We start from the raw sequence: 26,310 nt of genomic DNA, 5'->3' as shown, positions 1-26,310 counted from the left end.
TGCTGGTCGGCCCGGCGGCGGGGGGCAAGTGGCGGACAGGATCCGGGGCTGTGCGGCAGGTAACAGTTTGAAAACTTCGCCCACGGCCTTGACACGGAGGGGCTTTCAGTAAGAACTTTTACCACTAACAGTTAACACTCTTTTCCGAAAGGTGCCCCATGGTTGATCACGAGGTGGACGCCTCCGCGGGGACCGCGGTGGTCGACGCCGGAGCGGTCGACCGGCGGGGGACGCTCGGGGTCGGCGGGGGCGGCGTGCTGGCCCGGGTGCGGGCCGGCGCGGGCGAGCTGACGGGGGCACTGCGCCGCGTCGCCGAGCACGTGCTCAGCGACCCGGAGGCCGCCGCCCGGGCGACAATCGTGGAACTCGCCGAGCGCAGCGGCACCTCCCCGGCGACGATCACCCGCTTCTGCCGGGCGATGGGCTTCGACGGCTACGCCGACCTGCGACTGGGCATCGCCGCCGAGACCGGCCGGGCCCGCTCGGCCGGCTGGACCGTCGACATCGGACGCGAGATCCAGCCGGGCGACCCCCTCTCCCGGGTCCTCGACCAGATCATGGCCGCCGACACCCGCGCCATGCACGACACCGCCGCGCTACTCGACCTCGCCGAGGTCGAACGGGCCGCCGTCGCCATCGCCGGGGCGTCGAGAGTGAACATCTTCGGGGCCAGCGGCAGCGCCCTGGTCGGCGAGGAGATGCAGTTCAGCCTGCACCGCATCGGGGTGGCGGCCTGGGCCTGGAACGACGTGCACGAGGGCCTCGCCAGCGCGGCCCTGCTGCGCCAGGGCGACGTGGCGCTCGGCATCTCGCACACCGGCCAGACCCGGGAGACCATCGAGATGCTCGCCGAGGCGGGCAGCCGGGGCGCGACCACCGTGGCGCTGACCGGGTTCCCGCGCTCGCCGCTGGCCGAGCTGGCCGACATCGTGCTGCTCACCGCCAGCCAGGCCACCACCTTCCGCCCCGACGCGCTCTCCGCCCGGCACCCGCAGCTGGTCGTGCTCGACCTGCTCTACATCGCCGTCGCCCAGCGCACCCACGACCGCGCCCACGCGGCCTTCCGGCGTACCGCCCAGGCCGTCGACGGGCACAAGGCCGCAAAGGGGGCCACCGCATGATCAGCGCCCAGGGGTACGCCGACGCCGTCCGCCCGGTGCTCGACCGGCTCGTCGACGCCAGCGCCGACGCGATCGGCGCCGCCGCCGACCTGATCGCCGACAGCCTCCGCTCCGGCGGGGTGCTCCAGGCGTTCGGCGCCGGCCACTCCGAGGCGTTCGCCGCGGAGCTGGTCGCCCGGGCCGGCGGGCTGGTGCCCACCAACCGGCTCTCCCTGCACGACCTGGTGCTGCACGGCGACGCCCCGCGCGACGTGCTCGCCGACCCGAAGCTGGAGCGCGACCCCGCGGTCGCCCACCAGCTCTACGAGCTGGCGGCCCCGCAGCCGCGGGACGTGTTCGTGGTGGCGTCGCAGTCCGGCATCAACGGCTCGGTGGTCGAGCTGGCGACGCTGGTCACCGGACGCGGCCACCCGCTGATCGCGGTCACCTCGGTCGCGCACACCGCACGGGTCGCCCCGCGGCACCCGTCCGGCCGGCGCCTCGCCGACCTCGCCGACGTCGTGCTGGACAACGGCGCGCCGTACGGCGACGCACTGCTGCCGCTCGAGGGCGGCGGCGCGGTCTGTGCGGTCTCCTCGGTCACCGCGGCGCTGCTGGCGCAGCTGCTGACCGCCGAGGTCGTACGACGGTTCCACCAGGCCGGGGAGGTACCCCCTATCTACCTCTCCGCCAACGTCCCCGGCGGGGACGAGCACAACCACGCCCTCGAGTCGCGGTACGCCGGGCGCCTCCGGCGGACCGCCTGACCCGAACACACAAGGAGAGACGACGATGTCGATTACCCCCGACAACCCGGCCGACCTGAGCCGCCGGACCGTGCTGCGCCGGGCCGCCGCGGTGGGCCTGCTCGCCACCCCGGCCGCCGGCCTGCTGAGCGCCTGCGCGACCAGCGGCGGCGACGAGAAGAACGAGCAGGCTGCCGGCGGCACCAAGAGCGCCACCAACCCGCTCGGTGTCCCCGAGGACGTCCCGATCGAGGTGGTCATCTTCAACGGTGGCTACGGCGAGAAGTACGCCACCGACGTGCACCAGCCGCTGTACAAGAAGGCGTTCCCGAAGGCCGAGGTCAAGCACCAGTCCACCCAGGCCGTCTCCACCGTCCTCCAGCCGCGGTTCGCCTCGGGCAACCCGCCGGAGTTCGTCAACAACTCCGGCGAGAAGCTGATGGACTTCGGCGCCCTGGTCGCCGACGGTCAGCTCCAGGACCTCACCGAGCTCTGGGACGCCCCGTCGGTCGACGACCCGAACAAGAAGGTCCGCGACACCGTGGTGCCGGGCACCGTCGACGTCGGGTCCTTCAACGGCAAGCCGTACGTCCTGTACTACGTCTCCACCGTCTTCGGCATCTGGTACTCGGGCAAGCTGTTCAAGGACAACGGCTGGGCGCCGGCGAAGGACTGGTCCGAGTTCACCGCCCTGCTCGACAAGATCAAGGCCAAGGGCATCACCCCGTACGGCTACGCCGGCGCGAACGCCGCGTACTACCAGTGGAACGTGATCCTCACCCACGCGGCGAAGATCGGCGGCACGGACGTGCTGAAGAACATCGACAACCTGGAGGACGGCGCCTGGCAGCAGGACGCGGTCAAGCAGGCCGCCGCGGCGTGGGCCGAGATCGGCGCCAAGTACGTCGACAAGAGCTTCGAGGGGCTCAAGCACACCGACGTGCAGCTGCGGCAGAACCAGTACAAGCTGGCGTTCTACCCCAGCGGCGACTGGCTGGAGGGCGAGCAGAAGAAGGACACCCCGTCCGGCTTCGAGTACCAGCTGATGCCGGTGCCGAGCCTGTCCGCCTCGGACAAGCTGCCGGCGACGGCGCTGCGGGCGACCGCCGGTGAGGGCTACTTCGTCTCGGCCAAGAGCAAGAACCCCAAGGGCGGCCTGGAGTACATGCGCCAGATGCTCTCGGTGGCCGGCGCGAAGGGCTTCACCGAGGTGGTCAAGGCCCCGACCGTGGTCACCGCCGGCTCGGAGGGCTTCGCCTTCCCGCCCGGCGTGGCCAGCTCGCAGGCCGCGCTCAAGGCCGCCGGTCAGGACGTGTTCAACATCTACTTCGACGGCTGGTACAAGGAGCTCGACACGGAGGTCCGTACGGCCACCAACGAGCTGATGTTCGGCCGGATCAAGGCGGACGCCTTCGTGGAGCGCATCCAGAAGCGTGCCGACGCGATCAAGAAGGACAGTTCCATCACCAAGTTCAAGCGCTGATCGGGGCGTGGGGGTCATGCGGCACGGCAAGTATCCGTTCGTGATCGGGTTCCTCTTCGTTCCCGTCACGCTGTACGTCGTCTTCGTCATCGCGCCGTACGCGCAGGCGTTCCAGATCTCGATGACCAACTGGCGGGGGCTCTCCGCCCCGCAGTGGGTGGGCTTCGACAACTACCGGAGGTTGTTCGACGACGTCAACTTCTGGAAGGCCGTCCAGCACCACGGCGTACTGCTGCTTGCCCTGCCGCTGATCACCATCGCCATCGCGCTGTTCTTCTCCTTCCTGCTCAACGTGGGCGGAAAGAGCAGCGGCGGGCAGCGCCAGGGGGTCTGGGGGTCGAAGTTCTACCGGGTGGTGTTCTTCTTCCCCCAGGTCCTGGCGGTGGCCATCATCGCGGTGCTGTTCCAGACGGTCTACCGGCCCAACGAGTCCGGCCTGATCAACGGCGTGCTGATGAAGCTCGGCTTCGACCCGGTGCTCTTCCTGGTCCGGCCGAACCTGGCGCTCTGGTCGATCATCGCCGTGCTGGTCTGGCAGGCGGTCGGCTTCTACGTGGTGCTCTTCTCGGCGGGCATGGCCTCCATTCCCGGCGAGATCTACGAGGCCGCCGAGATGGACGGGGCGAGCCGGGTGACGCTCTTCTTCCGGGTCACCCTGCCGCTGCTCTGGGACACCCTCCAGGTGGCCTGGGTCTACCTGGGCATCGCCGCCTTCGACGCGTTCGCCATCGTCTCGGTGCTCTCGGTGGACGGCGGCGGCCCCGACGGCGCGACCACCGTCCTGGCCATGGAGATCTACCGCAACGCGTTCGTCTACTCGAAGTACGGCTACGCCTCCGCCATGGGCGTGGCGCTGTTCTTCCTCACCCTCACGTTCGCGGCGCTGACGCTGCGGCTGACCAAGCGGGAAAGCGTGGAGTACTGATGAACCCGCACACGACGCTGCCGCCGACACCGGCGGTGCTACCGCCGAAGACCGTGAAGCCGGGCGCCGCGGGCGGGCGCCGAGGCAGAGGCAGGCGCTCGGAGGTACGGCTCTTCGCCAACCTCGGGCACGTGGCGCTCGCCGTGTGGGCGGTCATCGTGATCGTGCCGATCCTCTGGACCTTCCTCGCCTCCTTCAAGAACACCACGGAGATCTTCAGCAGCCCGTGGACCCTGCCGGCCGAGCTGCGCTTCGAGAACTACGCCCGGGCCTGGAACAAGGCGAACGTGGGACGCTACTTCATCAACAGCGTGATCGTGGTGGCGTGCAGCACCTTCGGCACGATGCTCTTCGGCTCGATGGCCGCGTACGTGCTGGCGCGCTACAAGTTCTGGGGCAACCGGGCGATCTACTACCTGTTCGTCTCGGGGCTCGCCTTCCCGGTGTTCCTCGCCCTCGTGCCGCTCTTCTTCGTCGTGCGCAACCTGGGGCTGCTGGACACCCACACCGGGGTGGTGCTGGTCTACATCGCCTACTCGCTGCCGTTCACGGTGTTCTTCCTGGCCGCGTTCTTCAAGACGCTGCCGTCGTCGGTGGCCGAGGCGGGGATGATCGACGGCTGCTCGCACACCCGGCTGTTCTTCCAGGTGATGCTGCCGATGGCGAAGCCGGGCCTGATCAGCGTCGGGATCTTCAACATCATCGGCCAGTGGGGGCAGTACCAGCTGCCGCTGGTGCTGCTCTCCAACGCCAAGGACAAGTGGGTGCTCACCCAGGGCATCGCCGACATCTCGGTCAACGCCGGCTACGAGGCCGACTGGTCCGGCCTCTTCGCCGCCCTGACCATCGCCATCCTCCCGATGATCGTCGTGTACGCGATCTTCCAGCGGCAGATCCAGTCGGGTCTCACCTCCGGCGCGGTGAAGTAGACCCGGGCGGGTCAGGGGTGCCAGGAGCGCCACAGGGCGGCGTACGGGCCGTCGGCCCGGACCAGCTCGTCGTGACTGCCGAGCTCGGTGATCCGGCCCCCCTCCAGCACGGCCACCCGGTCGGCGTCGTGGGCGGTGTTGAGGCGGTGCGCGATCGCGATGACGGTCCGCCCGGTGAGCAGGGCGGCCAGGGCCCGCTCGGTGCGCCGGGCGGTCGTCGGGTCGAGAGCGGCGGTCGCCTCGTCGAGGATCAGCGTGTGCGGGTCGGCCAGCACCAGCCGGGCCAGCGCGAGCTGCTGGGCCTCGGCGGCGCCGAGCGGGTGCGCCCCCTCGCCCAGCAGGGTGTCGAGGCCGTCGGGCAGGCGGGCGTGCCAGTCGGCGCCGACCGTGGTCAGCGCCGCGCGCATCCGGTCGTCGGAGGCGTCCGGGGCGGCGAACGCGAGGTTGTCGCGTAGCGAGCCGATGAACACGTGGTGTTCCTGGGTGACCAGGGCGATGCGCCGCCGGCGCTCGGCCGGGTCCAGGTCGGTCACCGGGCAGCCGCCGACGCTGACGACCCCCTCCCGGGGCGCGTCGATTCCGGCGAGCAGCCGCGCCAGGGTGGACTTCCCGGCCCCCGACGGCCCGACGAGCGCCAACCGCTCGCCGGGCCGCACCTCGAGGTCGATGCCGTGCAGCACGTCGGGTCCACTGCCGTACGCGAACCGGGCGCCCCGGACGACCAGCCGCTCGTCCGCCGGCGCGGCGGCCCGGCCGGGCCGCTCCGGCGGCACCTGGCCGACGCCGAGCACCCGGGCGAACGAGGCGAAGCCGCGCTGCGCCTGCTCCGTCCACTGGAGGATCCGGTCCAGCGGCTCGATCGCCTGCTGAAGGTAGAGCGTGGCGGCGACCACCGCGCCGAGGGAGACCTCGCCCCGCGTGAGCAGGAGCCCACCGACCAGCAGCAGCACGGCCACGGGCAGTGGGTAGCTGGCCTCCACCACGGTGAAGAACACCGTACGCAGCGCCAGGGTCTTCCGCCGGGCGGCCCAGACCCGGGCTATCCGCGCGGTGCCGTGTCCGATCCGTTCGTCGGCGAGGCGGAGCGCCTCGACCGTACGGGCACCCTCGGCGGTGCTCGTCAGCGTCTCGGTCAGCTCGGCGGCGGCCGCCCCCTCGGCCAGGTACGCCGGGCTGGCGCGCCGCAGGTACCACCGGGTCACCAGCGCGATCGTCGGCAGCCCGGCGAGCGCGGCCAGCCCGAGCAGCGGATGCAGCAGGAAGACCGCCCCGAACAGCAGCGCCAGCTGCACCGAGGCGATGACGATGGTGGGCACCACGTCCCGGACGGTGGTGCCGACCGTCGCCACGTCGACCGAGCTGCGGGTGGCCAGGTCCCCGGCGCCGGCGCGCTCGACGACGCCGACGGGCAGGTTCAGCGTCCGCTCGACGAACTCCTCGCGCAGCCGGGCCACGGCCCGCTCGCCGAAGCGGTGGCCCGCGTACCGCGCGTAGCGCGACAGCAGCGCCTGGGCCAGCACGGCCCCGCCGATCGCCAGGGCGAACCGGTCGACTGTGGCGACGCCGGCCCCGGCGGACACCCGGTCGACGATGGCGCCGAGCAGCCACGGCGGGGCGAGCCCGGCGACCGTGGCGGTCGAGTGCAGCACCAGCACGACCGCGACGGCGCGCCGGTCCCGGGCGATCAGGCCCCTGGTCGCCCGGCGTACGGTGACCCGGTCGGCGACCGGCAGCCCGCTCACCGCAGCGCCTGCTCGGCGTCGGCGTCGCCACGGGCCACGAGCCGCCGGTAGCCCGGGTCCCGGTCGAGCAGGTCGGCGTGTGTGCCGGTGGTGGCGACCCGCCCCGCGACCAGGTGCGCGACCTCGTCGGCCCGTCCGAGCAACAGCGGCGAGGTGGTGAGCACGACGGTGGTCCGTCCGGCCCGCGCGCGGTGCAGCCGCTCGGCGATCCGCGCCTCGGTGTGCGCGTCGACCGCCGAGGTCGGCTCGACGAGGATCAGCACCTCCGGTTCGGCGAGCAACGCCCGGGCCAACCGGACCCGTTGCCGCTGGCCGCCGGAGAGGGACCGGGCCCGGGCGTCCAGCGGGGTGTCGAGCCCGTCCGGCAGGGCCTCGACGACGTCCTCGGCCGACGCGGCGTGCAGGGCAGCGGTGATCCGCTCCCGGTCACCGTCGGGTCGCGCCCCGCGCAGCACCTCCCGCAGCGTCCCGGCGAACAGGTGGGCGTCGTGGTCGGCGACCAGGATGCGGGCCCGCACCTGGTCGAGTTCGACGGCGGTCAACGGCACGCCGCCCCAGGTGGCGTCGCTGACGGCGTACCGGCCGAGCCGGTCGGCCAGCGCGAGGGCGTCCGCCGGGTCGGCGGCGGCCACCGCGGTGAGGCGGCCGGCCCGGACGGTCAGCCCGCTCGACCGGTCGTGCAGGTCGGTGGGACCGCCGGGAGCCGCGACCGGGCCGGCGGGGGTCGAGGCAGGGCTGGCGGGGCCAGCGGGGGTCAGGGCAGGGCTGACAGGACCGGCAGGAGCCGCGACGGGGGTGGCGGGGCGGGCCGGCTGGCGGCTGCCGGGAACCGTCGCCGCGCGGGCGCGGCCCGGCGTGTCGCGCGGCCCGCCGACGCCGTCCGGCTCGACGGCGAGCAGGGCGACGATCCGGCGGGCCGCGACCCGGCCCCGGATCAGCTGGTGGCCGCCCTCCAGCAGGAACCAGACCGGCACGACGAGAGTCGCGACGTAGCCGTAGACGGCGACCAGCTCCCCGACGGTGATGTCGCCGGTGACCGCCATCCGGGCCGACAGCCACACCACCGCCGCGAGGAACAGCCCGGGGACGGCCACCGTCGCCGCGTCGATCCAGCTGTTCACCGCTCCCACCCGGTATCCCTCGACGAGCAGGTCGCGGGAGCGGGCCGCGTACCGGCGGGCGAACAGGCCCCGGCCACCCACCCCGGCGAGCACCCGCAGCCCGGCCACGATGTCGCCCGACCGGGCGGTCAGCTCGCCCTGCTGCTGCCGGTAGACCGACTCCGCCCGCTCCAGCCGGCGCAGCAGGGGAGCGACGACCAGGACGACCGACGGCACGCCCACCAGCACGCAGAGCGCGAGCAGGGGCGAGATCGACCAGAGCACGACGGCGACGACCAGGTATGCGACCACCGCGCCGACGCCGGGCCCGGTCACCGTCATCACCTGCGCCGCCCGGTCGATGTCGGTGCCGCCGACCGTGGCCACCTCGCCCGCCGCGGCCCGGCGTGGCAGCACGGCGCCGACCCGGGACAGCTGGCGGAGCACCACGGCGGCGGAGCGCGCCTTCGCGTCCTCCCGGATGAAGGTCATCGTGCGGTGCCGCATGATGCCCAGCCAGGACAGCCCGACGCCGGAGACGACGATCGCCACCACCCACAGGGCCAGGGCCCGGTTGTCGCCGGCCCGCAGCCCGTCGTCCACGGCGCGGGAGATCAGGTAGGGCCGGACCGCCAGGCCGGTCATCCAGGCCGCGCCGAACAGGCTGCCGCGCAGCACCCGCCACGGCTGGCAGCGGACCAGCCACCACAGGTACCGCAACGGGCCCCGGAGGTCCGGGGTGCCGGGCTCGGGATGGGGGATCCGTGGTGGCACCGGCCAACGCTAGCGAGTCGGGCACCGCCGCACCGCCCCGTTTCCGCCGTACCGCCCGCCGACGTGCCGTCGCCGGCGTCCTGCCCGCGACGTGCCGTCGCCGGGGTGGTTGGTGGGTGGAGTGTCGCAGGGGCGAGGCAGAATCACATCCGTGCTGGTGGCGGTGGTCTCGGACGAGCGGGGCGGGGGAGCGCTGCAAACCCTCGACGCCACGGGGCAGCCCGTCGGCCCGGTGCAGCCGGTCACCGACCTGGCCGCCGCCGTCGCGGCGCGCGAGGCGGCGGAGCGGCCGCGCTGGGTGTGGGCCTCCGGCGCGACCGTCTACCCGGCGCTGCTGCGCGCCGGCGTGCGGGTCGAGCGCTGCCACGACATCGAGCTGACCGAGACCCTGCTGCTCGGCCACGCCGGCCGCTGGGGCGAGCCCCGTTCGTTCGCGGCGGCCTGGGCCCGGCTGACCGGCGCGCCGGTGCCGGCCGACCCGCCGCCCCGGCCGGCCGCGCCGCCCGGCCACGGGCAGGGCGCGCTCTTCGACGCCCTGCCCGGCCCGCCGGGCCCCGGCGTCGAGGCACTGACCCGGGTGTACGCCGACCAGCTCGCCCGGATCGCCGCCACCGAGCATCCCGGCCGGTTCCGGCTGCTGGTCGCCGCCGAGTCGGCCGGCGCGCTGATCGCCGTGGAGATGGGGGCCGCCGGCCTGCCCTGGCGGGCCGACGTGCACGACCGACTCCTCGCCGAGCTGCTCGGCGAGCCGTCGCCGGTCGGCGGCCCGCCCCGCCGGCTGGCCGAGCTGGCCGCGCGGATCGCCGACGCGTTCGGCGTACGCCAGCTGCACGCCGACTCCCCGGCGGAGCTGTTGCGGGCGTTCGCCCGGGCCGGGGTGGAGCTGCCCAACACCCGGGCGTGGGTGCTGCGCGGGGTGGACCACCCGGCGGTGCCGCTGGTCCTGGAATACAAGGAGCTCTACCGGATCTGGACGGCACACGGCTGGGCCTGGCGCGACGCCTGGGTGCGCGACGGCCGGTTCCAGCCGGAGTACGTCCCGGGCGGGGTCGTCTCCGGCCGCTGGGCCACCCGGGGCGGCGGCGCGTTGCAGATCCCCAAGGTGATCCGGCGGGCGGTGGTGGCCGATCCGGGCTGGCGGTTCGTGGTGGCCGACGCCGGCCAGCTGGAGCCGAGGGTGCTCGCCGCGGTCTCCGGCGACGCCCGGCTCGCCGCCGCCGGTGGTGCCGGCGACCTCTACGCCGCCCTCGCCCAGGACGCCTTCGGCGGCGACCGGCCCCGGGCCAAGGTGGCGCTGCTCGGCGCGATGTACGGGCAGACGGGCGGGGCGGCGGTGCCGGCGCTGGCGGTGCTGCGGCGCAGCTACCCGACGGCATTCGGCTACGTGGAGGCGGCGGCCCGCACGGGGGAGGCCGGCGGGCTGGTGCGCTCCTGGCTGGGTCGCACCTGCCCGCCGGGCACGGCCGGGTTCGGCGACCCCGACGCCGACCTGCCCGACGGCGGCGACGATCCGCAGTCGCCGCGGGCGCGGGCGGCCCGGTCCCGGGGGCGGTTCACCCGCAACTTCGTCATCCAGGCCACCGCCGCCGAATGGGCCTCGACCCTGCTGGCGACGCTGCGCGGCCGGCTCGCCGCCACCGGCGGCGAGCTGGTCTTCTTCCAGCACGACGAGGTGATCGTGCACTGCCCGGCGGAGCGGGCCGACGCGGTCGCCGACGCGGTCGCCCGGTGCGGGGAGCAGGCCACGGCGCTGCTCTTCGGCGACACCCCGGTCCGCTTCCCGCTGGACCTGTCCGTCGTCGACTGCTACGCCGACGCGACCTGACGACTCCCGTCGCCCACCCGCACGCCGCCTGGGCGGCCAGGGGGGTCTGTGACTATTCGTGACGGCGGTCGGGCCAGAGGCGGATCAGGTACTGCTCGATGCCGTCGAGGCTGCGCCAGCCGGCGAGGGAGTCGTCGGGGGACTTGGATTGGTTTGCCGCGCTCACTCGTACGGACTCCTGCTGCACCTCGGTCCGGCCGGTGTGCCCGAGGGCGACTGCGTAGCGGCCTGGCCCATCGGGGAGGTCGATCATCGGCAGATCGAGCGGGAAGCTCGGATCAGCTTCCACCATGAGCCGGCCGGTGGCGAGTTCCATCGCGGCGCGGGGCTCCCAGTGCCACGGTCGCTCGTCGACGGGTGCGGTGTCGAGGATCTCGATGTGGACCCGGGGCCAGGTCATCTGGTGGGCGCCACGCACCAGGAGGATGCCACCGGCGGCGGCGCAGAGATGCCCTCGGCGGGTGCCGGGGATGCGGGCTGCCCTGAAGGCCGCCTTGCGGGCCTCGAAGCTGTCGGCGCTGACGTCTCGCACGAGGAACAGCCCGTTTTCACTGCTAATGACGGTGTCGATGACCGTCGGCATCGAACCAGCTCCCCTCGGGAAGGTCGCTCAGGAGACGCCGGAGCCGGGGTTCGCGGCGTCCCACGCGTGTCGCGACTCGGCGATGGCGTCCTTGTGCGCGAGTGACCAGTCGGCCAACTGCCTGACCAGGTGCGTGAGGCTCCTGCCGCGCTCGGTCAGCTCGTAGGTGACGGTAACCGGGACGGTCGGGTACGCGGTGCGCAGCACCAGCCCGTCGCGTTCCAGCCGGCGCAGGGTCAGGGTCAGCATCCGCTGCGAGATGCCGTGGATGGCCCGTTGCAGCTCCCGGAACCGGCGGACGCCCGAGGAGAGCTCGACGATCGCGAGCACCGACCACTTGTCGCCGATGCGGTCGAGCACGTCGCGGATGCCGCAGTCGGGGTGCTCGGGCAGGCCGCAGGGTGCCAGCGCGTCGGTTACCGCCGTGTGCCCTGCCGACATCGAAGTGCCTCCTTGTGGCCGCGTCCGTGGTTCCCGACGATGAGGCTAGTTCCGATTCGGTACCACCGAAAGGCTCGCCACATGCTGCTGGTCACCGGCGCCTCCGGGCACCTGGGCTCCCTCATCCACGCCGGGCTGGTCGAGCGAGGGCTCGCCCCGCTAGCGGGCATCCGTACGCCCGGTCGCTTCGGCGACGCCGGGCGCAGCGTGGACTTCGACGACCCGGCGGGGCCGGACCTGACAGGCGTACGCGTGCTGGTGCTGGTCTCCGCCGGCTACGGCGAGGACGACGTCGTGATCGCCCGCCACGACCGGGCGGTCGCCGCCGCCGAGCGGCACGGGGTGGCGCACGTGGTCTACACGAGCCTGGTCGGCGCCGGCGACCACCTGGCCTTCGCGCTCGCGCACCGGTGGACGGAGCGTCGACTGCGGGAGAGCCGGCTCGACTGGACGATCCTGCGCAACGGCCTCTACGCCGAGCTGTTCGGTCAGCTGGCCGCCCCGGTCGACGGCGCGGTCACGGCCCCGTTCGGCACGGGAGCGCTGGCGGCGGTGGCCCGACAGGACCTGGCCGACGCCGCCGTGCGGGTGGCCGCCGACCCTGCCGCCCACCGTGGCCGCACGTACGAGCTGACCGGTCCCGTCGCGCTCACCGCGGCCGGCGTCGCCGCCGGGTTGGGCGTGCCCTACCGCCCGGAGCCGCTGGGCGTCCGGCGTGCCGCCCTGGCGGGCGCGGGCCTGCTGCCGTTCCAGCCGGCCATGCTCATGTCGATCTACTCCGCCACTGCGGCCGGGTTCCTCGCGCGGACCCACGGCGACCTGGCGCGCCTGCTGTCGCGTCCGCCGCGGGACCCGATGCCGGTCGCGGTCGCCGCCGCCCGGGTGCCGTCCTGACCGTACGCACAGCCTCGGCAGGGCTGCCCGCCTCGGAGCCGCCCGCGCCGGAGACGGGTGACGCGGTGCGGTTCCCGGCCGGTAACGGTTGCACTATTTTCCCTTTTCGCCCCGCTACCCGGTCTGCCTTCTCCTCGTTGCTCCCGATGTCCGTACGACGGAGCGGGCCGTGCCCTCGCGCCACGGCCCGCTCCACGGTGGAGGGGGCCCAGCTGAACCGGATCGCAGGAATGATCATCGCCGCGGGCGGGGGGCGTCGCATCGGCGGCCCCGAGGCGCTGCTGCACCAGGGGGAGAAGCCCCTGGTGAACCGGATGATCGACACGATGACCGAGGCGGGCTGCGAGCGGATCGTGGTCGTGCTCGGCGCCGCGGCCGACCAGGTCCGCGAGACGGCGGACCTGAGCCGGGCCACGGTGGTGATCAACCGGGCGTGGGGGACCGGCGTCGGCTCGTCCATCCGGGCTGGCCTGGCCGCGCTCGACGACGAGGGCATCGAGGCGGTCGTGGTGGTGCCGGTCGACATGCCCGGCCTGACCGCCACCGCCGTGCGTCGGGTCGTCGCGCTGCCGTACCCCGACGTGCTGGTCTGCGCCACCTACGACGGGCTGCGCGGCTACCCGATGCTGTTCGGACGCCGGCACTGGTCCGGCATCGCCACCCTGGCCAGCGCGGACGTGGGCGCCCGGCCCTACCTGCTCGCGCACAAGGACCAGATCGTCGACATCTCCTGTGACTCGGTGGCCGACGGCAGCCGGGTCGACACCCCGGAACTGATGGCGCTCTACGGGCTGACCGTTCCACCCCAGCGCATCGGCGCCTAGCCGTACGGTCACAGCGGGGACGGGTCGTCGCGCAGCCGGCTGTAGAGCCACCCGTCACGCCAGGCGCCGGCCCGGAACTCGCAGGCCCGCACGACGCCCTCCAGTTGGAAGCCGGCCTTCTCCAGCGACCGCTGCTCGGCGGTGTTCTCGGCGTGGGTGCTGGCCTGGATGCGCTGCGCCGGGGTGTGGCTGAACAGGTAGTCGCAGAGCAGCGCCTGGGCCCGCCAGCCGATGCCCTGGCCGCGCCACTCGGGCAGCAGCACGATGCCGATCTCCCAGTACGGCGCCCGGCCGCCGTACTGGCCCTGGAGATAGCTGAGGTAGCCCGCCGGGGCGTCCGCCGCCGGCTCGACCTGCACGATCAGGCCGCCGGTCCGCTCGCCGAGATAGCCGTCCTCGGCGAAGCGGCGGGCCGGCGCGGCGGCGTCCCGGAAGCCGGCCCAGTCGAGCCCGATCAGCCCCGGTTCGACCGCGAACCGGCGCAACATCGCCAGATCGTCCTCGGCCACCGGGCGCAGCCGTACGGTCGAGCCGGGCGCCTGGTGCACGATGCCGGCCACCAGCGGATGGGAACTGTCCATCCTCCGCACCGTAGCGACGGGCCGGGCCGCCCGCTGCCCCGTGCCGGCTCAGGGCGCGGCGCGCCGTACGACGAGGCCCGGTGAGGGCGTGGGCCCGGACGGACGGGCGATCTGCCGGGCGGCGGCCAGGACGTCCGGCTTCTGCGCGATGATCGGCGGGCCGGGGCACTTGTCGTGGCCCCAGGCCGAGCCTCCCATGCTGTGGTGGCCGAGGCCTGTGCCCGACGGGTCGGCCGTCAGGGCGAGCGGGACGCCGCACTCCTCGTGCACCCTGGCGAAGATCCGGCCGAGGGCGGCGATCTGCTTGTCGGTAAGCCTCTCCCAGCCGGGATGGCTGGCGTGGTGCGGGCTGCCGACGCTGAACCCGGAGCACTCCACCGAGAGCCAGTGCCCGTTGCCGGCTCGCTGGGTCCAGGCCTTGTCCGCCGTGTCGACCATCTGCGCGATGTCACCCTCACGACTGACGATGAAGTGCGAGGAGTTCTCGGTGTCCGGGTCCTGCTGGTGGCTGATGGTGCCCTCATAGGTGCCGTCGGCGATGTGTACCACCAGGCCGCGGACCTCCACCATGCCGTTCGGGACCCGGTTGGCGGTGGGGCCGCGCCAGCTCGCGAGATCCTCCCAGAGGGCCATCGAATGCTCCTTTCGACGGACGCCGGCGCGGATGGCCGGCCGGGGGCTCGACAACCCGAACGTATCGTCGTCCCCACTCCCGTTGCCGGCGATTGGGCCGACTGGTCGTGCGCGCCCGGGGCAGGTCGCTGACGGCGGATCGCCCAGATCGGTCATCCGCTCGGCCTGCACCCCGTCGGCGGCTGTCCGGTCCGGCCACTGCCCCCACGCCGGGCCGCTGTTCCGCTAGCGTCGGCGGGCGCGGCGTCCGCCGACGTGGCGCACGGCGGCGGGCCGCTGACGCGGGGAGGTCCGCCGATGATCGGAACGTTGATCCGGCACGTCGCCGGAGCGGTCGCCGCCTGGCTGGTGTACGTCGCCGAGGGGTCGTTCGGCCTCCTGGCGCGGCTCGCGTTGGCCTTGGTCGCCGACGCCGGCCCGGGCGGGCCACTGGCCAGGCCCTTCACGGTGCTGGACGCCGCCCTGCCGGGTGCCGCCCTGGTGCTGCTCGTGGTGGTGCCGGCGGTCGTCATCGGCGACGTCGCCCTCGCCCGCCGTGGCGCGTTCGCCCGCACGCTGGCGTCCTGCGGGGTGGCCGTGTTCCTCGTCGGCCTGTACGTCGCCGGCATCGCGGCCGTCACCGGGGCGGTCGTCGCCGACGCAGCGTTGGCCTGGTTTCTTACGACGACGGTCGTGCTCTGCCCGGTGGTGGCCCACTCGGCCGTGGTGCAGGGGGCGCGGGCGGCGACCGGGTTGCTGGCCCGCTGGAGCCGCCCCGGCCCGCCGGCCGCGGTCGCTCCGTCCACGCCCTCGGTGGACCGCCCCGGCGGTGCTGAGGCCCCGTGACCACGTCCCGCCCGCCGACCAACCTCGTCCCCGCCGACGTGCCGGCCGGGCAGCTCACCCACAACATGCTCAACGGGGTGACCGACGGCATCTGGCGCACCCGCCGGGACGGGCGGCCGGCCGTGCTGAAACTCCTCACCCCGCCCGGCCGTCCCGGCCCGGCGCACTGGGCCGGCAGCGACGAGCCGGGGCACTGGAACTACTGGCGCCGCGAGGTCGAGGCGTACCGCAGCGGGCTGGCAGCCGCCGCGTACGCCGATGCCGGGCTGGCCGCGCCGACGGCGCTGGCGGTCGACGACCGGCCGGACGGCTCGGTCGCGCTGCTGGCCCGCTGGGCCGCCGAGGCGTGGGACTGACCGGGCGCGGGCAGGCCGTCAGACGTCGATGTTGAAGCGTTGCAGCACCGACGGGGCGACCAGCCCGGCCGCCGCGAGCACCGAGATCGCGGTCAGTACGGCCCGGACGACCACCACCTCGGTCTTGCTGCCGGCCCGCAGGGCGATCTTGTTCGGCAGCCCGATCGGCGTCCACATCCGACGCTTGATCGGGATGGGCCAGAGGATGGGCACCCCGGCCCGGGTGATCATGTCGCCGAGGATGTGCACGAAGCAGCCGACCCCGACGGCGGTGCCGATCAGCGGGTAGCCCCGGCCGCCGGGCAGGTTGGCGAAGGTGTACCAGGCGGCGGCGGCTGACGCGAGGGTGACGATGACCCAGCCGGCGCGCTCCGCCCACTTGTCGAACAGGCCGCGCAGCGCCAGCCCGAACATGAAGAAGAGGATGCCGATGACGGCCCACTTGCCGTACGCGGCGCAGAGCGTGGTGGTGCCCCAGCCGACCAGCAGGGTGAACGGGATGGTGTGGGTCAGGGTGCGGTGGCCGTTGTTGCGGCGCGGATCCTTGCTGAGCTTCGTCGCGTAGTAGACCCCGAGCGAGACCTTCTCCATCACCTCGGCGATGAAGAGCGAGAACACGCCGAAGGTGCGGGCGACCGTCGCCCCACCCTGGTTGCGGGTCACCTTGCCGGAGAGGTCGAGGTCGGGGAAGAGCGCGCCACCGGCACAGACGGCGGTGCCGACGGCGAGCTCCAGCGGCGACTGGTGGTAGTCGGCGAACTGTTGCAGCGCCCAGGATCCGGCCAGCCACACCGCCGCGCCGGACAGCGCGTGGGACGGTCCCATCATGTCGGCTCACCCTCCCCAGGGATCTTGAGCGCCAAAACTACGCCACTGTAGTTCGCCGACGCTCCGCAGGGGCATCGCCCGGACGGTCCACCGGGGACGGTGGCGGGAAGGGGTGGGTGGATCTGCCGCACCGGCAGGAAGTATGCCCCTGCCGGGCGGCGGACGGGGCCGGTCTGTCGGCCACCGGACGGCGGGCGGGCGGCGACGGCCCGCTCAGCGGACGGCGCCGCCGACCGCGAGCAGGTTGCCCTCCGGGATGGTGATCTTCTGGCGGGCCCCGCCGAGCCGGGCGGCGGCGCGTCGGGCCTGCGTCGGGCCGTGCTCCCGGCCGACCGTCGCGTACGTGCCGGCGGTCCGGGCGGCGATGGTCGTCCAGCCGTAGTGACGGCCGACCATGGCGCGCGCCCGCCGGGCCACCCGCCGGGCGAAGACCTCGTCGCCGAGGAGCTGGTCGACCGCCTCGCCGAGGGCGCCCGGGTCGCTGTGCGGGAAGGTCACCCCGGTCACGCCCGGTTCGACGATCTCGGCGAGGCCGCCGGTGCGGGCCACGGCCAGCGGCGCACCGGCCGCCGCGGCCTCCAGGGCCACCATCCCGAACGGCTCGTAGAGGCTGGGCACCACGGTCGCGTCGGTGGCGCCGAGCAGCGCCGGGAGCCGGGTCGAGTCCAAGAATCCCGCGAAGCGTACGGTCTGCCCGAGCCCGAGGCGGTGGGCCTCCTCCTCCAACTCGCCGCGGTAGGGGCCGTCGCCCGCGATCACCACCCGCAGCCCCGGGTGCCGGTCGCGCAGGTACGGCACGGCGTGCACCAGGTGCTGCACGCCCTTCTCGTAGACCAGCCGGCCGGCGTATCCGACGAGCGGGCCGTCGCCGGCGAACCGGGCACGGGCGGCGGTGACCGCCCCCGGCCGGGCGCGCCAGGCCCGGTCGTCGACCCCGTTGGGCACCACGTCGATCTGCCCGGCCGGCACGTCGAAGAGCGTGGCGACCTGCTCGCGCATGTAGCCGGAGCAGACGATCACCCGGGCGGAGGCGTTGCTCAGCCAGTGTTCGACGCCGTGGATGGTGCGGTTCATCTCCTCGGGCAGCCAGCCCTGGTGTCGGCCGGCTTCGGTGGCGTGGATGGTGCTGACGAGGGGGATGTCGAGGTGTTCGCGCAGGGTCATGGCGGTGTGGGCGACGAGCCAGTCGTGGGCGTGGATGACGTCGTAGGTGCCGGCTTCGGTGGCGCGTAGGGCGGCGCGGGTGAGGGTGTGGTTGAAGGCCATGGTCCAGGCGAGCAGGGAGGAGGTGGCCAGGGGGAAGGTGACGGGGTCTTCGGCGGCGCGGACGATGCGGACGCCGTCGGCGTATTCCTCGAGGGGTGCGCCGTCGGTGTGGCGGGTGACGACGGTGACCTCGTGGCCGGCGGCGGCGAGGGCGACGGAGAGGGCGTGCACGTGCCGGCCGAGCCCGCCGACGAGGACCGGCGGGTACTCCCAGGAGAGCATCAGCACCCGCTGTCGCCGGGCGGGATGGATGTCGATCACGTCGGCGTCAGGTGACAAAGCGGCCCCCTTGAGTTGTCCCCGAGTGCGCGCCCCCGGCACCGGAGCGGTGTCCGCGACGGTCGGGACTGGAACGGGACCCATCCTGCTGGCGGCTGGCTAACCGCCGGAGACGCCGCCGTTGCGGTCGTGTAAAGCGCTACCGGCCGTTCCTGCGGGCGCGTAGCAGTTCGGCGACCGACCACGCCTGGAACGGGCACCCGGTGGCGGCGTGCGGCGCGAGTCCGTCGGCCGTCTCACTCACCGATCCTAGGCCATATTCGGTCAGATGGGCCTCGATGCCGACGAAAAGGTCATCGACCGGCATCTTGGCCCGTCGGGCGGCGTCGGCGTACGGGCCGAGCAGCCACGGCCAGACGGTTCCCTGGTGGTAGGCGCCGTCCCGCTCGGCCGGACCGCCCCGGTGCCGCCCGACGAACTCGGGCGCGTCGGGGGAGAGGCTGCGCGGGCCCAGCGGGGTGAGCAGCCCGCCCGCGACCCGGCGCACGGTGGGCTCGTCGGGCTCCAGCGGGGCGTACGGCAGCGACCAGGCCAGCAGCTGGTTGGGGCGCAGCAGGTCGTCGTCGTGCTGCGCGGCGCCACCCAGCGGGTACGCCGGCGCGGGCGCGTCCACCACGTCGTGCAGCCAGCCCGTCGGGGCCGGGAACCGGTGCCGGAACGCGGCGCCGGCCCGCTCGTGCAGCCACCACAGCTCGCCCGCGTCCCGCCCCGCCAGCTCGGTCAGCTCGGCCAGGCCGGCCAGCCCGTTGACCCAGAGCGCGTTGACCTCCACCGGCTTGCCCGTACGCGGGGTGACCGGCACCCCGTACACCCGGGCGTCCATCCAGGTCAGCGCCGTGCCCGGGGTGCCGCCCTGGGTGAGCAGCCCGTCGGCCGGGTCGACGACGATGCCGAAGCGGGTGCCGGCGAGGTGCGCGTCGACCACCCCGTGCAGCGCGGGCAGCAGCTCGTCGCCGAGGTCGGTGTCGCCGGTGACGGTGACGTGCCGGCTGACCCCGTGCAGGAACCACAGGGTCGCGTCGACGGTGTTGTACTCCACCCGCCCGGTGTCGGCGGTGTTGGCGAGCATCCCCTCCGACAGCGTCGCCGCGTACGCCCGCAGCAGCTCCCGGCCCTCGTCGGCCCGGTTGGTGCAGAGGAACAGCCCCTCGTAGGAGATCATCGTGTCCCGCGACCAGGCGCCGAACCACGGGTAGCCGGCCACCACGTCCGGCCCGGTGGAGGTGCGGACCACGAACGCGTCGGCGGCCAGCGCGAGCGTCGCCTCGACCGGGTCGGCCGGCTTCGCCGCGGCCACCACCCGCCGGTTGCGGGCCCGGGCCGCCGCGACCACCTCGGAAGCCGGCGGCGGCTCCTCGGCCAGCTCGCCGGCCCAGGCGAGCACCGGCACCGTGTCGCCCGGGCGCTCCAGCTCGCCCGAGAACCGGCCCGCGTACCAGAGGTCCTCGTCGGGGTTCAGGCCCCGCGCCGCCTCCTCCCGGTGGTGCGCGCCGAGCCACCACTGTCCCTGCGGGGTCCAGTCCGGCCCGGCGAGCCGGAACGCGCCCTCGACCACCGCCCCGCCCGGCACCGGCTCCACCCTCGGGACCGGGCCGTCGGCACGGCGCTCGCCGTGCGCGTCCCGCCAGGTGCAGGCCGCCGCGAGTTCGAGCCGCACCGGCCCGCCGGAGACCAGCCGGTGCACGACGGCCACGCAGGAGCGGCCGTGCGTCATCGCCAGCTCCCGCTCGATCACCACGTCGCCGATCCGCCAGCGCCACCGGGGCAGGCCGTCGGTCAGGTCGAAGCGCTCCAGCAGCTCGAAGCCGCGCGGGTCGACGTCGCCGGAGGCCCACTCGTGCGCGCCGAGGCGCACCCGGGCGCCGGAGGGAAACAGCACGGCCGGGTCCAGGCCGACCAGTCCCACCCGGCGGGACGCCGGCGTCTCGCCCGCCACCACCAGCAGCCCGTGGTACCGGCGGGTACGCAGCCCGCTCACCGTGCCGGTGGCGTAGCCGCCCAGACCGTCGGTGACCAGCCACTCCCGGGCGGCCCCGGCGGTCAGGTCGCCGCAGACCTGCGGACCGAAGCGAATGTCGATCAACTTTCCTCCACCGGCGGCGGCGTGCAACACACCACGACGAGAATGGCTCCTGTGGTGAAGTCCCCCGGCGGCGTCGAAGATGTCCGAGTGATCACCGACGTGCCGCCCCCCGACAACTCCGCGCCCGACCCCGAACGGCTCCGGCTGGCTCAGGCCGACGCCGGGGAACAGGACTGGCGCGCATGGGGTCCCTATCTGTCCGAGCGGGCGTGGGGGACGGTACGGGAGGACTACAGCGAGCACGGTACGGCCTGGGACTACTTCCCGCACGACCACGCGCGGTCCAGAGCCTACCGCTGGAGCGAGGACGGCATGGCGGGCGTCTGCGACGACCGGCAGACGTTCTGCTTCTCCCTCGCCCTGTGGAACGGCAGGGACCCGATCCTCAAGGAGCGGATGTTCGGCCTCGGCGGCGACGGCGGCAACCACGGCGAGGACGCCAAGGAGTACTGGTGGTACGAGGACTCCACCCCCACCCACTCGTGGATGCGCTGGCGCTACCACTACCCCCAGGCCGCCTTCCCGTACGACGAGCTGGTCGCGGTGAACGCGCTGCGCGGCCGGGACGACACCGAGTACGAGCTGGTCGACACCGGCATCTTCGACGACGACCGCTACTGGGCGGTGACGGTCGACTACGCCAAGGCCACCCCGACGGACCTGTGCGTCGTCGTCACCGTCGCCAACCGGGGCGACCGGGCGGCCACCCTGCACGTGCTGCCCACCCTCTGGTTCCGCAACACCTGGGCCTGGGGGCTGCCCGGCGGCGACCGGGTGCCCCGGCTGGTCGGTGAGGGATCGCGGCTCGTCGGCGAGCACCGGGTGCTCGGCCAGCTGCTGCTGGAGGGCGACGGGGAGCCCACGCCGCTGCTCTGCGACAACGACACCAACGCCGAGCGGCTCTGGGGGCTGCCCGGCCGCTCCGCCTACCCGAAGGACGGCATCAACGACCACGTGGTCGACGGTGCCCCGACGGTCAACCCGGCCAGGGAGGGCACCAAGGGCGCGCTGCACTACGTGCTGGACGTGCCAGCCGGGGCGCAGCGGCGGATCCGGCTGCGGCTGACCCGTACCGCCCCACCGCCCGGCGGCGCCCCGCCCCCGCCGGCGGACCTGGGTGACGGCTTCGACGCGGTGGTGTGGGCCCGGCGGGCGGAGGCGAACCGGTTCTTCGCCGGCGTCATCCCGGCCGCCGCGACACCGGACGAGACCCTCATCGCCCGGCAGGCGATCGCCGGGCTCATGTGGGGCAAGCAGTTCTACCACTTCGACGTCAAGCGCTGGCTGGAGGGCGATCCCGGCTCCGCGCCCCCGCCCCCGGGCCGCCGGCACGGGCGCAACAGCGCCTGGTGGCACATGACGAGCTTCGACGTGATCTCCATGCCCGACCCGTGGGAATATCCCTGGTACGCGGCCTGGGACCTGGCCTTCCACTGCGTCAGCATCGCCCGGGTCGACCCCGGCTTCGCCAAGGAACAACTGCTGCTCCTGCTCCGCGAGTGGTACCTGCACCCCAACGGCCAGATCCCGGCGTACGAGTGGGCGTTCGGCGACGTGAACCCGCCGGTGCACGCGTGGGCGGCGCTGAAGGTCTTCGAGATCGACGGCAGCCGGGACCACGACTTCCTGGCCCGGGTCATGCACAAGTTGCTGCTCAACTTCACCTGGTGGGTCAACCGCAAGGACACCGGCGGCAACAACGTCTTCGAGGGCGGCTTCCTCGGGCTGGACAACGTCGGCCCGTTCGACCGGTCGGCGGCGCTGCCCGTGGCCGGGGTGCTGGAGCAGTCCGACGGCACCGGCTGGATGGGCATGTACGCGCTGAACCTGCTCGACATCGCCGTCGTGCTTGCCGAGCACGACCGCACCTGGGTCGACACCGCCACCAAGTTCTTCGAGCACTTCGCCTACATCGCCGCCGCCGCGTACGAACAGGGCCTGTGGGACGCCGAGGACGCGTTCTTCTACGACGTGCTGCGCCTCGCCGACGGCTCGAAGGTGCCCCTGAAGGTCCGCTCGGTCGTCGGCCTGCTGCCTCTGGCCGCGACGACCCGGCTCACCGCCCACACCCTGCACCGGCTGCCCGAGCTGCACGCCCGGCTGCGCTGGTTCCTCGCCAACCGCCCCGAGTACGCCGACGTCATCGGCGCCCGACGGCTCGGGCCCGACGGCCGCCAGCACCGGCTGCTGTCCATGGTCGGCCCGGAGCAGATCGCCCGGCTGCTCGCCCGGATGCTCGACACCGACGAGTTCCTCTCCGAGTACGGCCTGCGCACGCTGTCCCGGGCCCACCTCGACAAGCCGTTCTCGGTGACCCTCGGCGGCCAGGAGTTCAGCGTCGGCTACGAGCCGGCCGAGTCGACAAGCGGCCTGTTCGGGGGCAACTCGAACTGGCGCGGCCCGATCTGGATGCCGACCAACTTCCTGCTGATCAGCGCGCTGCGCGACTACGCCGCCTTCTTCGGCGACGACCTCCAGGTGGAGTATCCGACGCGCTCGGGGGTGAAGCGGACCCTCGACGAGATCGCCGACGACCTCTCCGCGCGGCTGATCTCGCTGTTCACCCGCGACGACTGGGGCCGGCGGCCGATCTACGGCGCCGCCCAGCTCTTCCAGACCCACCCGGACTGGCGGGACCTGATCTGCTTCCCCGAGTACTTCCACGGCGACAACGGTGCCGGGCTGGGCGCCTGGCACCAGACCGGCTGGACGGCCCTGGTCGCCGACCTGATCCTCACCCTGCGCCGCTGAGTCCGGGCGGGCCGTGCCTGCGGTGCCGCAGGCGTGGCCGTGCCCGCCGTGCCGGAGGCGTGGCCGTGCCCGCCGTGCCGGAGGCGTGGCCGTGCCCGCCGTGCCGGAGGCGGGGCCGTGCCCGCCGTGCCGGAGGCGGGTCAGGGCGGGGTCAGGCCGCCGAGCCGGCGCGTACGGGGGTTGGCTCGCCCCCGCTGCCCTCAGCCTGTCCCGCCGCGCCCCCGTTCCGCCGCGCGTGGCCCGTCCTGGCCCGGTTCGGCCGGCCCGCTCCCCGAACGGTCGCGGCACGGCGAGGCGAACGGGGAAGATCTTGGCAGGAATCGGCCCCTCTGGGGGCGCGCCCGTACCAAGATCTCTGGCGATGGCGATGGCGATGGCGATGGCGATGGCGATGGCGATGGCGATGGCGATGGCGATGGCGACGGCGACGGCGATGGCGACGGCGACGGCGATGGCGACGGCGACGCGCCGGGGGCAGAGTCGTCAATCCGTCGCGGATGCCTCACGGGCGGTGACGGTCGCTAGCATCGGCGGCGTGTCGCCAGCAGAGGAAGCAGACGCCGCGCCGGCCGAGCGGGAGCGTCTCGTCCTGGCCACCCGACAGCTGGCCGAGGCCGAGGGGTGGGCGGCGGTGACCCACCGCCGGTTGGCCGAGCGGACCGGGATCGACATCGAGGCCCTCTACCGCCGCTTCCCGGACCCGGCCGCGCTGATGTCCGCCGTGGCGGTGCTCGGCTTCGCCGACCTGGCCGCCGCGCTCGCCGCCGCCCGGGACACCGCCACCGGAGGCGAACGCGGGCAGTGGCCGGCCGTGGTGACGGCCTACCTGGACTTCGCGTACGCCAACCCCGAGGTCTACGACGCGATGCTCGCGCACACCTCGGACCTCACCCTGGGCCGCGACCCGGGGCCCGGGGCGCCCCGGGCGGCCTCCGCCGAGCTGCGCGCGGCCCTGACGCCACTGGCTGCCGGCCGCGACCCCGACACCCTCGCCGAGGTCGGGTGGGCGCTGCTGCACGGCACGGTCATGCTGACGCGGGGCGGGCGGCTGCGCCCGGACGTTCAGGAACAGCGCGAGGAAATGATCATGTCCGCTGTGTTCACCGCCCCCTGACCCCGCAGCCCAACCCCGACCCGGCGGCTCGCCCCTCGCCCCTCGACCCCCGACCCGGCGGCCCAACCCCGACCCCCGACCCGGCGGCTCGCCCCCCCCCGGACCCGGCTGCCCAACCCCCGCCCCTCGACCCGGCGGCTCGCCCCCCGGACCCGGCTGCCCAACCCCCGACCCCCGACCCGGCGGCTCGACCTCCGACCCCGCAGCCCAACCCTGACCCGGCGGCTCGGCCCCTGACTCCGCGGCCCGACCCCCAATCTCGCGGCCCGACCCCCGATCTCGCGGCCCGACCCCCGATCTCGCGGCCCGACCCCCGATCTCGCGGCTCGGCCCCGGATCTCGCGGCTCGGCCCCTGACTCCGCGGCTCGGCCCCTCCCTGGCCACAACCTGCGCGGCCCCGCCGCCCCGCCGACCGCTCGCAACTCGCTTGCCGCTCGGAATCTTGGACAGTTACGGTGCGCACCGCACGGTAACTGTCCAAGATCAGCTGGGTGCGTCTCCGTCAGCACGGCCCGGAGTCGCGTCGCATCGCGGGGAGAGGACGGGGAGGCATGGGGAACGCGATTCGCCGCCGCGACGGGCAGGTGCTCGTCTTCGACGCCGACGACACGCTCTGGGAGAACAACGTCCTGTTCGAGCGGGTGATCGACGACTTCCTGGAGTGGCTGGACCATCCGACCCTCGACCGGGCCGAGACCCGGGCCATCCTGGACGACATCGAGCGGGCCAACGCGGTCGCGCACGGCTACGGCAGCAAGGTGTTCCTGCGCAGCCTGGGGGAGTGCCTGGAGCGACTGCGGCAGCGGCCCGCGACCGAGGCGGAGCGGCGCGATATCGAGGAGTTGGCGGCGGCCCTGGTCGCGCACCAGGTGGAGTTGATGCCCGGGGTGGCCGAGGCGCTGGACGTCCTGGCCGCCCGGCACCACCTGCTGCTGCTGACCAAGGGCGAACGCGAGGAGCAGCAGCGCAAGCTCGACGCCTGCGGTCTGCTGCACCACTTCCGGGCCGCGCACATCGTGCCGGAAAAGGACGTCGACACCTATCGTTGGCTCGTCCGGGAACACGGCGTCGACCCCGCCGTCACGTGGATGATCGGCAACTCCCCGAAGTCCGACATCCTGCCCGCCCGTGCCGCCGGGCTGAACGCCGTGTTCATCCCCAACGACAACACCTGGGTGCTGGAGCACGACGAGCTGGACCCGGCCGACCCGGGCGTGCTGCGGCTGTCCGCGTTTCCCGATCTGCTGCGCCATTTCTGAGCCGCGGCTGCGCGGCCGGGGAGCCGCAGTCGGGCCGTCCGGGGAGCGGCGGCGGCGCACCGGACACAATGGTCGTCTCGACGGGAAACAGCGTTGGCCCCGAGGGGCGTGTTACGTCGACATGCCGCTTTTCCACCTTGACATCAATCACGCCGCCTCGGCCCCGGCTCGTCCTTGTCCGGGCCCCGGCGGCACGCCTAGCCTGATTCGGCGCTCACGGCCCTTCGGGGTGGGCCGGGAGCGTGCCGAAGTCCGGTTGCCGGGCACACGGAGCTGAGTGCAGGCGGCAGGCTCGCCGCGTCGAGCCCGGCGTGGGCGGCGTGCCACGCCCACGTGCTCACGCGGTGCGTCCGTTACGACGCCGGACGGCTGGGGGCAGGACCGGGGAGTTGCGGCCCCGGTCCTGACACCCCCGGCGGATCGCCTCCCCGTCGCGCCGTCCGACGGCGGAAGACCCGCCGTCGGAGCCGACGATCATGAAAGGCTTGGGCCGGTCCCGGCGGAAAACGTGATCGGCGTTGTGCAGCCCTGAGTAGGCGGGCCGAGCGCTCGGCATCTTTCGACGGAACTGCGGACATGAGTTGGGGCCCGGCCGATGACGGCTCGGCCTCAACCCTGTGAACGGCTTCCAGTGCCCACTCGGATCCTCGCCCTGCTCGGCGCGGCACCCGACGCGCTGCGCCAGCCCGAGCGGGTCGCCCGGCAGTTCGGGATCTCCGCCGCTCGGCTGGACCGCGCCTGGCCGACCTGGCCAACGCGTACCTGCTCCAGCCCCACTCGCGCGAGGCCGGGCGTCACCTGCTGCCGGCGCTGGTGCGCGAGTACGCGGCCGAGCCGAGGTCGGTGACCGGGGCGTCAGCGGGCCGGCGGGTGGGCCCACTGGTCGCCTGACTGCGCCGGCTGATCACCGTCGCGGGCCGCTGCGGCCGAGCCCTGCGGAGGGCTGCAGGGCGCGGACAGCTCCCGCC

At 73.8% G+C, this 26,310-nt stretch carries 22 protein-coding genes; 13 read left to right on the top strand and 9 right to left on the bottom strand.

The window, feature by feature from the left end:
- Positions 1-158 precede the first annotated feature (158 nt).
- Genes AC0OO9_RS04360 through AC0OO9_RS04340 form a run of 5 tightly spaced genes read left to right on the top strand, consistent with a single transcriptional unit; the run spans position 159 to position 5,183 of the window.
- Positions 159-1,121, top strand: a complete 963-nt coding sequence (locus tag AC0OO9_RS04360) for a MurR/RpiR family transcriptional regulator (protein WP_484515777.1) — start codon at positions 159-161, stop codon at positions 1,119-1,121.
- A complete protein-coding gene (locus tag AC0OO9_RS04355; RefSeq protein WP_484515775.1) occupies positions 1,118-1,867 on the top strand; it encodes a sugar isomerase domain-containing protein in 750 nt (249 codons plus the stop codon). The genes AC0OO9_RS04360 and AC0OO9_RS04355 overlap by 4 nt, the downstream gene beginning before the upstream one ends.
- Before the next feature lie 25 nt (positions 1,868-1,892).
- Entirely contained in the window at positions 1,893-3,329 is a 1,437-nt protein-coding gene (gene ngcE / locus AC0OO9_RS04350) for an N-acetylglucosamine/diacetylchitobiose ABC transporter substrate-binding protein (RefSeq protein WP_132238812.1), read from the top strand.
- A 16-nt stretch (positions 3,330-3,345) separates the two neighbouring features.
- A complete protein-coding gene (locus tag AC0OO9_RS04345) occupies positions 3,346-4,254 on the top strand; it encodes a carbohydrate ABC transporter permease (RefSeq protein WP_334563809.1) in 909 nt (302 codons plus the stop codon).
- Positions 4,254-5,183: a carbohydrate ABC transporter permease gene (locus AC0OO9_RS04340; RefSeq protein WP_484515773.1), complete on the top strand. Its 930-nt coding sequence runs from the start codon at positions 4,254-4,256 to the stop codon at positions 5,181-5,183. Before AC0OO9_RS04345 ends, AC0OO9_RS04340 begins: the two co-directional genes overlap by 1 nt.
- Positions 5,184-5,194: 11 nt before the next feature.
- Here the strand turns inward: AC0OO9_RS04340 and AC0OO9_RS04335 are convergent, their stop codons facing one another.
- The gene (locus tag AC0OO9_RS04335; protein ID WP_484515771.1) at positions 5,195-6,925 is read right to left on the bottom strand and encodes an ABC transporter ATP-binding protein; all 1,731 of its coding nucleotides are present in this window, start codon (positions 6,923-6,925) and stop codon (positions 5,195-5,197) included.
- Positions 6,922-8,703, bottom strand: a complete 1,782-nt coding sequence (locus AC0OO9_RS04330) for an ABC transporter transmembrane domain-containing protein (protein WP_484517848.1) — start codon at positions 8,701-8,703, stop codon at positions 6,922-6,924. The genes AC0OO9_RS04335 and AC0OO9_RS04330 overlap by 4 nt, the downstream gene beginning before the upstream one ends.
- A 217-nt stretch (positions 8,704-8,920) precedes the next feature.
- Between AC0OO9_RS04330 and AC0OO9_RS04325 the strand changes: the two genes are divergently transcribed.
- Complete coding sequence (locus AC0OO9_RS04325) at positions 8,921-10,624, top strand: bifunctional 3'-5' exonuclease/DNA polymerase (protein WP_484515770.1); 1,704 nt, start codon at positions 8,921-8,923, stop codon at positions 10,622-10,624.
- A gap of 52 nt (positions 10,625-10,676) precedes the next feature.
- Here AC0OO9_RS04325 and AC0OO9_RS04320 read toward each other — a convergent pair whose 3' ends face one another.
- Entirely contained in the window at positions 10,677-11,207 is a 531-nt protein-coding gene (locus AC0OO9_RS04320; protein ID WP_484515769.1) for a hypothetical protein, read from the bottom strand.
- A 27-nt stretch (positions 11,208-11,234) separates the two neighbouring features.
- Complete coding sequence (locus AC0OO9_RS04315) at positions 11,235-11,648, bottom strand: winged helix-turn-helix transcriptional regulator (RefSeq protein ID WP_121400786.1); 414 nt, start codon at positions 11,646-11,648, stop codon at positions 11,235-11,237.
- Between the two features lie 81 nt (positions 11,649-11,729).
- Between AC0OO9_RS04315 and AC0OO9_RS04310 the strand changes: the two genes are divergently transcribed.
- Positions 11,730-12,542: an NAD(P)H-binding protein gene (locus AC0OO9_RS04310; RefSeq protein ID WP_484515766.1), complete on the top strand. Its 813-nt coding sequence runs from the start codon at positions 11,730-11,732 to the stop codon at positions 12,540-12,542.
- 230 nt (positions 12,543-12,772) lie between these two features.
- A complete protein-coding gene (locus AC0OO9_RS04305; RefSeq protein WP_357578672.1) occupies positions 12,773-13,366 on the top strand; it encodes a nucleotidyltransferase family protein in 594 nt (197 codons plus the stop codon).
- 8 nt (positions 13,367-13,374) lie between these two features.
- On the opposite strand, the gene AC0OO9_RS04300 is transcribed toward AC0OO9_RS04305, so the two are convergent.
- Both AC0OO9_RS04300 and AC0OO9_RS04295 read right to left on the bottom strand, forming a co-directional pair.
- The gene (locus AC0OO9_RS04300) at positions 13,375-13,947 is read right to left on the bottom strand and encodes a GNAT family N-acetyltransferase (protein ID WP_357578673.1); all 573 of its coding nucleotides are present in this window, start codon (positions 13,945-13,947) and stop codon (positions 13,375-13,377) included.
- Between the two features lie 48 nt (positions 13,948-13,995).
- Positions 13,996-14,580: an N-acetylmuramoyl-L-alanine amidase gene (locus AC0OO9_RS04295; RefSeq protein ID WP_484515764.1), complete on the bottom strand. Its 585-nt coding sequence runs from the start codon at positions 14,578-14,580 to the stop codon at positions 13,996-13,998.
- A gap of 297 nt (positions 14,581-14,877) precedes the next feature.
- Between AC0OO9_RS04295 and AC0OO9_RS04290 the strand changes: the two genes are divergently transcribed.
- Both AC0OO9_RS04290 and AC0OO9_RS04285 read left to right on the top strand, forming a co-directional pair.
- The gene (locus AC0OO9_RS04290; RefSeq protein WP_484515762.1) at positions 14,878-15,405 is read left to right on the top strand and encodes a hypothetical protein; all 528 of its coding nucleotides are present in this window, start codon (positions 14,878-14,880) and stop codon (positions 15,403-15,405) included.
- Complete coding sequence (locus tag AC0OO9_RS04285) at positions 15,402-15,761, top strand: hypothetical protein (RefSeq protein ID WP_484515760.1); 360 nt, start codon at positions 15,402-15,404, stop codon at positions 15,759-15,761. The genes AC0OO9_RS04290 and AC0OO9_RS04285 overlap by 4 nt, the downstream gene beginning before the upstream one ends.
- 18 nt (positions 15,762-15,779) lie before the next feature.
- Here AC0OO9_RS04285 and AC0OO9_RS04280 read toward each other — a convergent pair whose 3' ends face one another.
- The 3 genes from AC0OO9_RS04280 to AC0OO9_RS04270 form a co-directional block, all read right to left on the bottom strand.
- The gene (locus AC0OO9_RS04280; protein WP_311412960.1) at positions 15,780-16,589 is read right to left on the bottom strand and encodes a metal-dependent hydrolase; all 810 of its coding nucleotides are present in this window, start codon (positions 16,587-16,589) and stop codon (positions 15,780-15,782) included.
- 213 nt (positions 16,590-16,802) lie between these two features.
- Positions 16,803-18,134 (bottom strand): glycosyltransferase family 4 protein, encoded by a 1,332-nt coding sequence (locus AC0OO9_RS04275; RefSeq protein ID WP_484515757.1) that lies wholly within the window; start codon positions 18,132-18,134, stop codon positions 16,803-16,805.
- Between the two features lie 139 nt (positions 18,135-18,273).
- Entirely contained in the window at positions 18,274-20,217 is a 1,944-nt protein-coding gene (locus tag AC0OO9_RS04270) for an amylo-alpha-1,6-glucosidase (protein ID WP_484515755.1), read from the bottom strand.
- Between the two features lie 42 nt (positions 20,218-20,259).
- Here AC0OO9_RS04270 and AC0OO9_RS04265 point away from each other — a divergent pair, with 42 nt between their 5' ends.
- The 3 genes from AC0OO9_RS04265 (at position 20,260) to AC0OO9_RS04255 (ending at position 25,342) form a co-directional block, all read left to right on the top strand.
- Positions 20,260-22,968 carry an MGH1-like glycoside hydrolase domain-containing protein gene (locus tag AC0OO9_RS04265; RefSeq protein ID WP_484515753.1) on the top strand — a complete coding sequence of 903 codons (2,709 nt, stop codon included), beginning with the start codon at positions 20,260-20,262 and terminating at the stop codon, positions 22,966-22,968.
- Between the two features lie 361 nt (positions 22,969-23,329).
- Entirely contained in the window at positions 23,330-24,082 is a 753-nt protein-coding gene (locus tag AC0OO9_RS04260) for a TetR/AcrR family transcriptional regulator (RefSeq protein ID WP_484515751.1), read from the top strand.
- Positions 24,083-24,634: 552 nt separating this feature from the next.
- Complete coding sequence (locus AC0OO9_RS04255) at positions 24,635-25,342, top strand: HAD family hydrolase (protein ID WP_484515749.1); 708 nt, start codon at positions 24,635-24,637, stop codon at positions 25,340-25,342.
- Positions 25,343-26,310 lie beyond the last annotated feature (968 nt).

The organism is Micromonospora sp. USAFONa4 (assembly GCF_057197825.1).
Note: the sequence above shows the minus strand (reverse complement) of the source record. Positions and strands in the feature narration are given on the sequence as shown.

Excerpts from the sequence above, each read along its gene's own strand:
- AC0OO9_RS04360 (WP_484515777.1), top strand. The coding sequence starts at position 159 with ATGGTTGATCACGAGGTGGACGCCTCCGCGGGGACCGCGGTGGTCGAC.
- AC0OO9_RS04355 (WP_484515775.1), top strand. The coding sequence starts at position 1,118 with ATGATCAGCGCCCAGGGGTACGCCGACGCCGTCCGCCCGGTGCTCGAC.
- ngcE (WP_132238812.1), top strand. The coding sequence starts at position 1,893 with ATGTCGATTACCCCCGACAACCCGGCCGACCTGAGCCGCCGGACCGTG.
- AC0OO9_RS04345 (WP_334563809.1), top strand. The coding sequence starts at position 3,346 with ATGCGGCACGGCAAGTATCCGTTCGTGATCGGGTTCCTCTTCGTTCCC.
- AC0OO9_RS04340 (WP_484515773.1), top strand. The coding sequence starts at position 4,254 with ATGAACCCGCACACGACGCTGCCGCCGACACCGGCGGTGCTACCGCCG.
- AC0OO9_RS04320 (WP_484515769.1), bottom strand. The coding sequence starts at position 11,207 with ATGCCGACGGTCATCGACACCGTCATTAGCAGTGAAAACGGGCTGTTC.
- AC0OO9_RS04315 (WP_121400786.1), bottom strand. The coding sequence starts at position 11,648 with ATGTCGGCAGGGCACACGGCGGTAACCGACGCGCTGGCACCCTGCGGC.
- AC0OO9_RS04310 (WP_484515766.1), top strand. The coding sequence starts at position 11,730 with ATGCTGCTGGTCACCGGCGCCTCCGGGCACCTGGGCTCCCTCATCCAC.
- AC0OO9_RS04305 (WP_357578672.1), top strand. The coding sequence starts at position 12,773 with ATGATCATCGCCGCGGGCGGGGGGCGTCGCATCGGCGGCCCCGAGGCG.
- AC0OO9_RS04300 (WP_357578673.1), bottom strand. The coding sequence starts at position 13,947 with ATGGACAGTTCCCATCCGCTGGTGGCCGGCATCGTGCACCAGGCGCCC.
- AC0OO9_RS04295 (WP_484515764.1), bottom strand. The coding sequence starts at position 14,580 with ATGGCCCTCTGGGAGGATCTCGCGAGCTGGCGCGGCCCCACCGCCAAC.
- AC0OO9_RS04290 (WP_484515762.1), top strand. The coding sequence starts at position 14,878 with ATGATCGGAACGTTGATCCGGCACGTCGCCGGAGCGGTCGCCGCCTGG.
- AC0OO9_RS04280 (WP_311412960.1), bottom strand. The coding sequence starts at position 16,589 with ATGATGGGACCGTCCCACGCGCTGTCCGGCGCGGCGGTGTGGCTGGCC.
- AC0OO9_RS04265 (WP_484515753.1), top strand. The coding sequence starts at position 20,260 with ATGGCTCCTGTGGTGAAGTCCCCCGGCGGCGTCGAAGATGTCCGAGTG.
- AC0OO9_RS04260 (WP_484515751.1), top strand. The coding sequence starts at position 23,330 with ATGGCGATGGCGATGGCGATGGCGATGGCGATGGCGATGGCGATGGCG.
- AC0OO9_RS04255 (WP_484515749.1), top strand. The coding sequence starts at position 24,635 with ATGGGGAACGCGATTCGCCGCCGCGACGGGCAGGTGCTCGTCTTCGAC.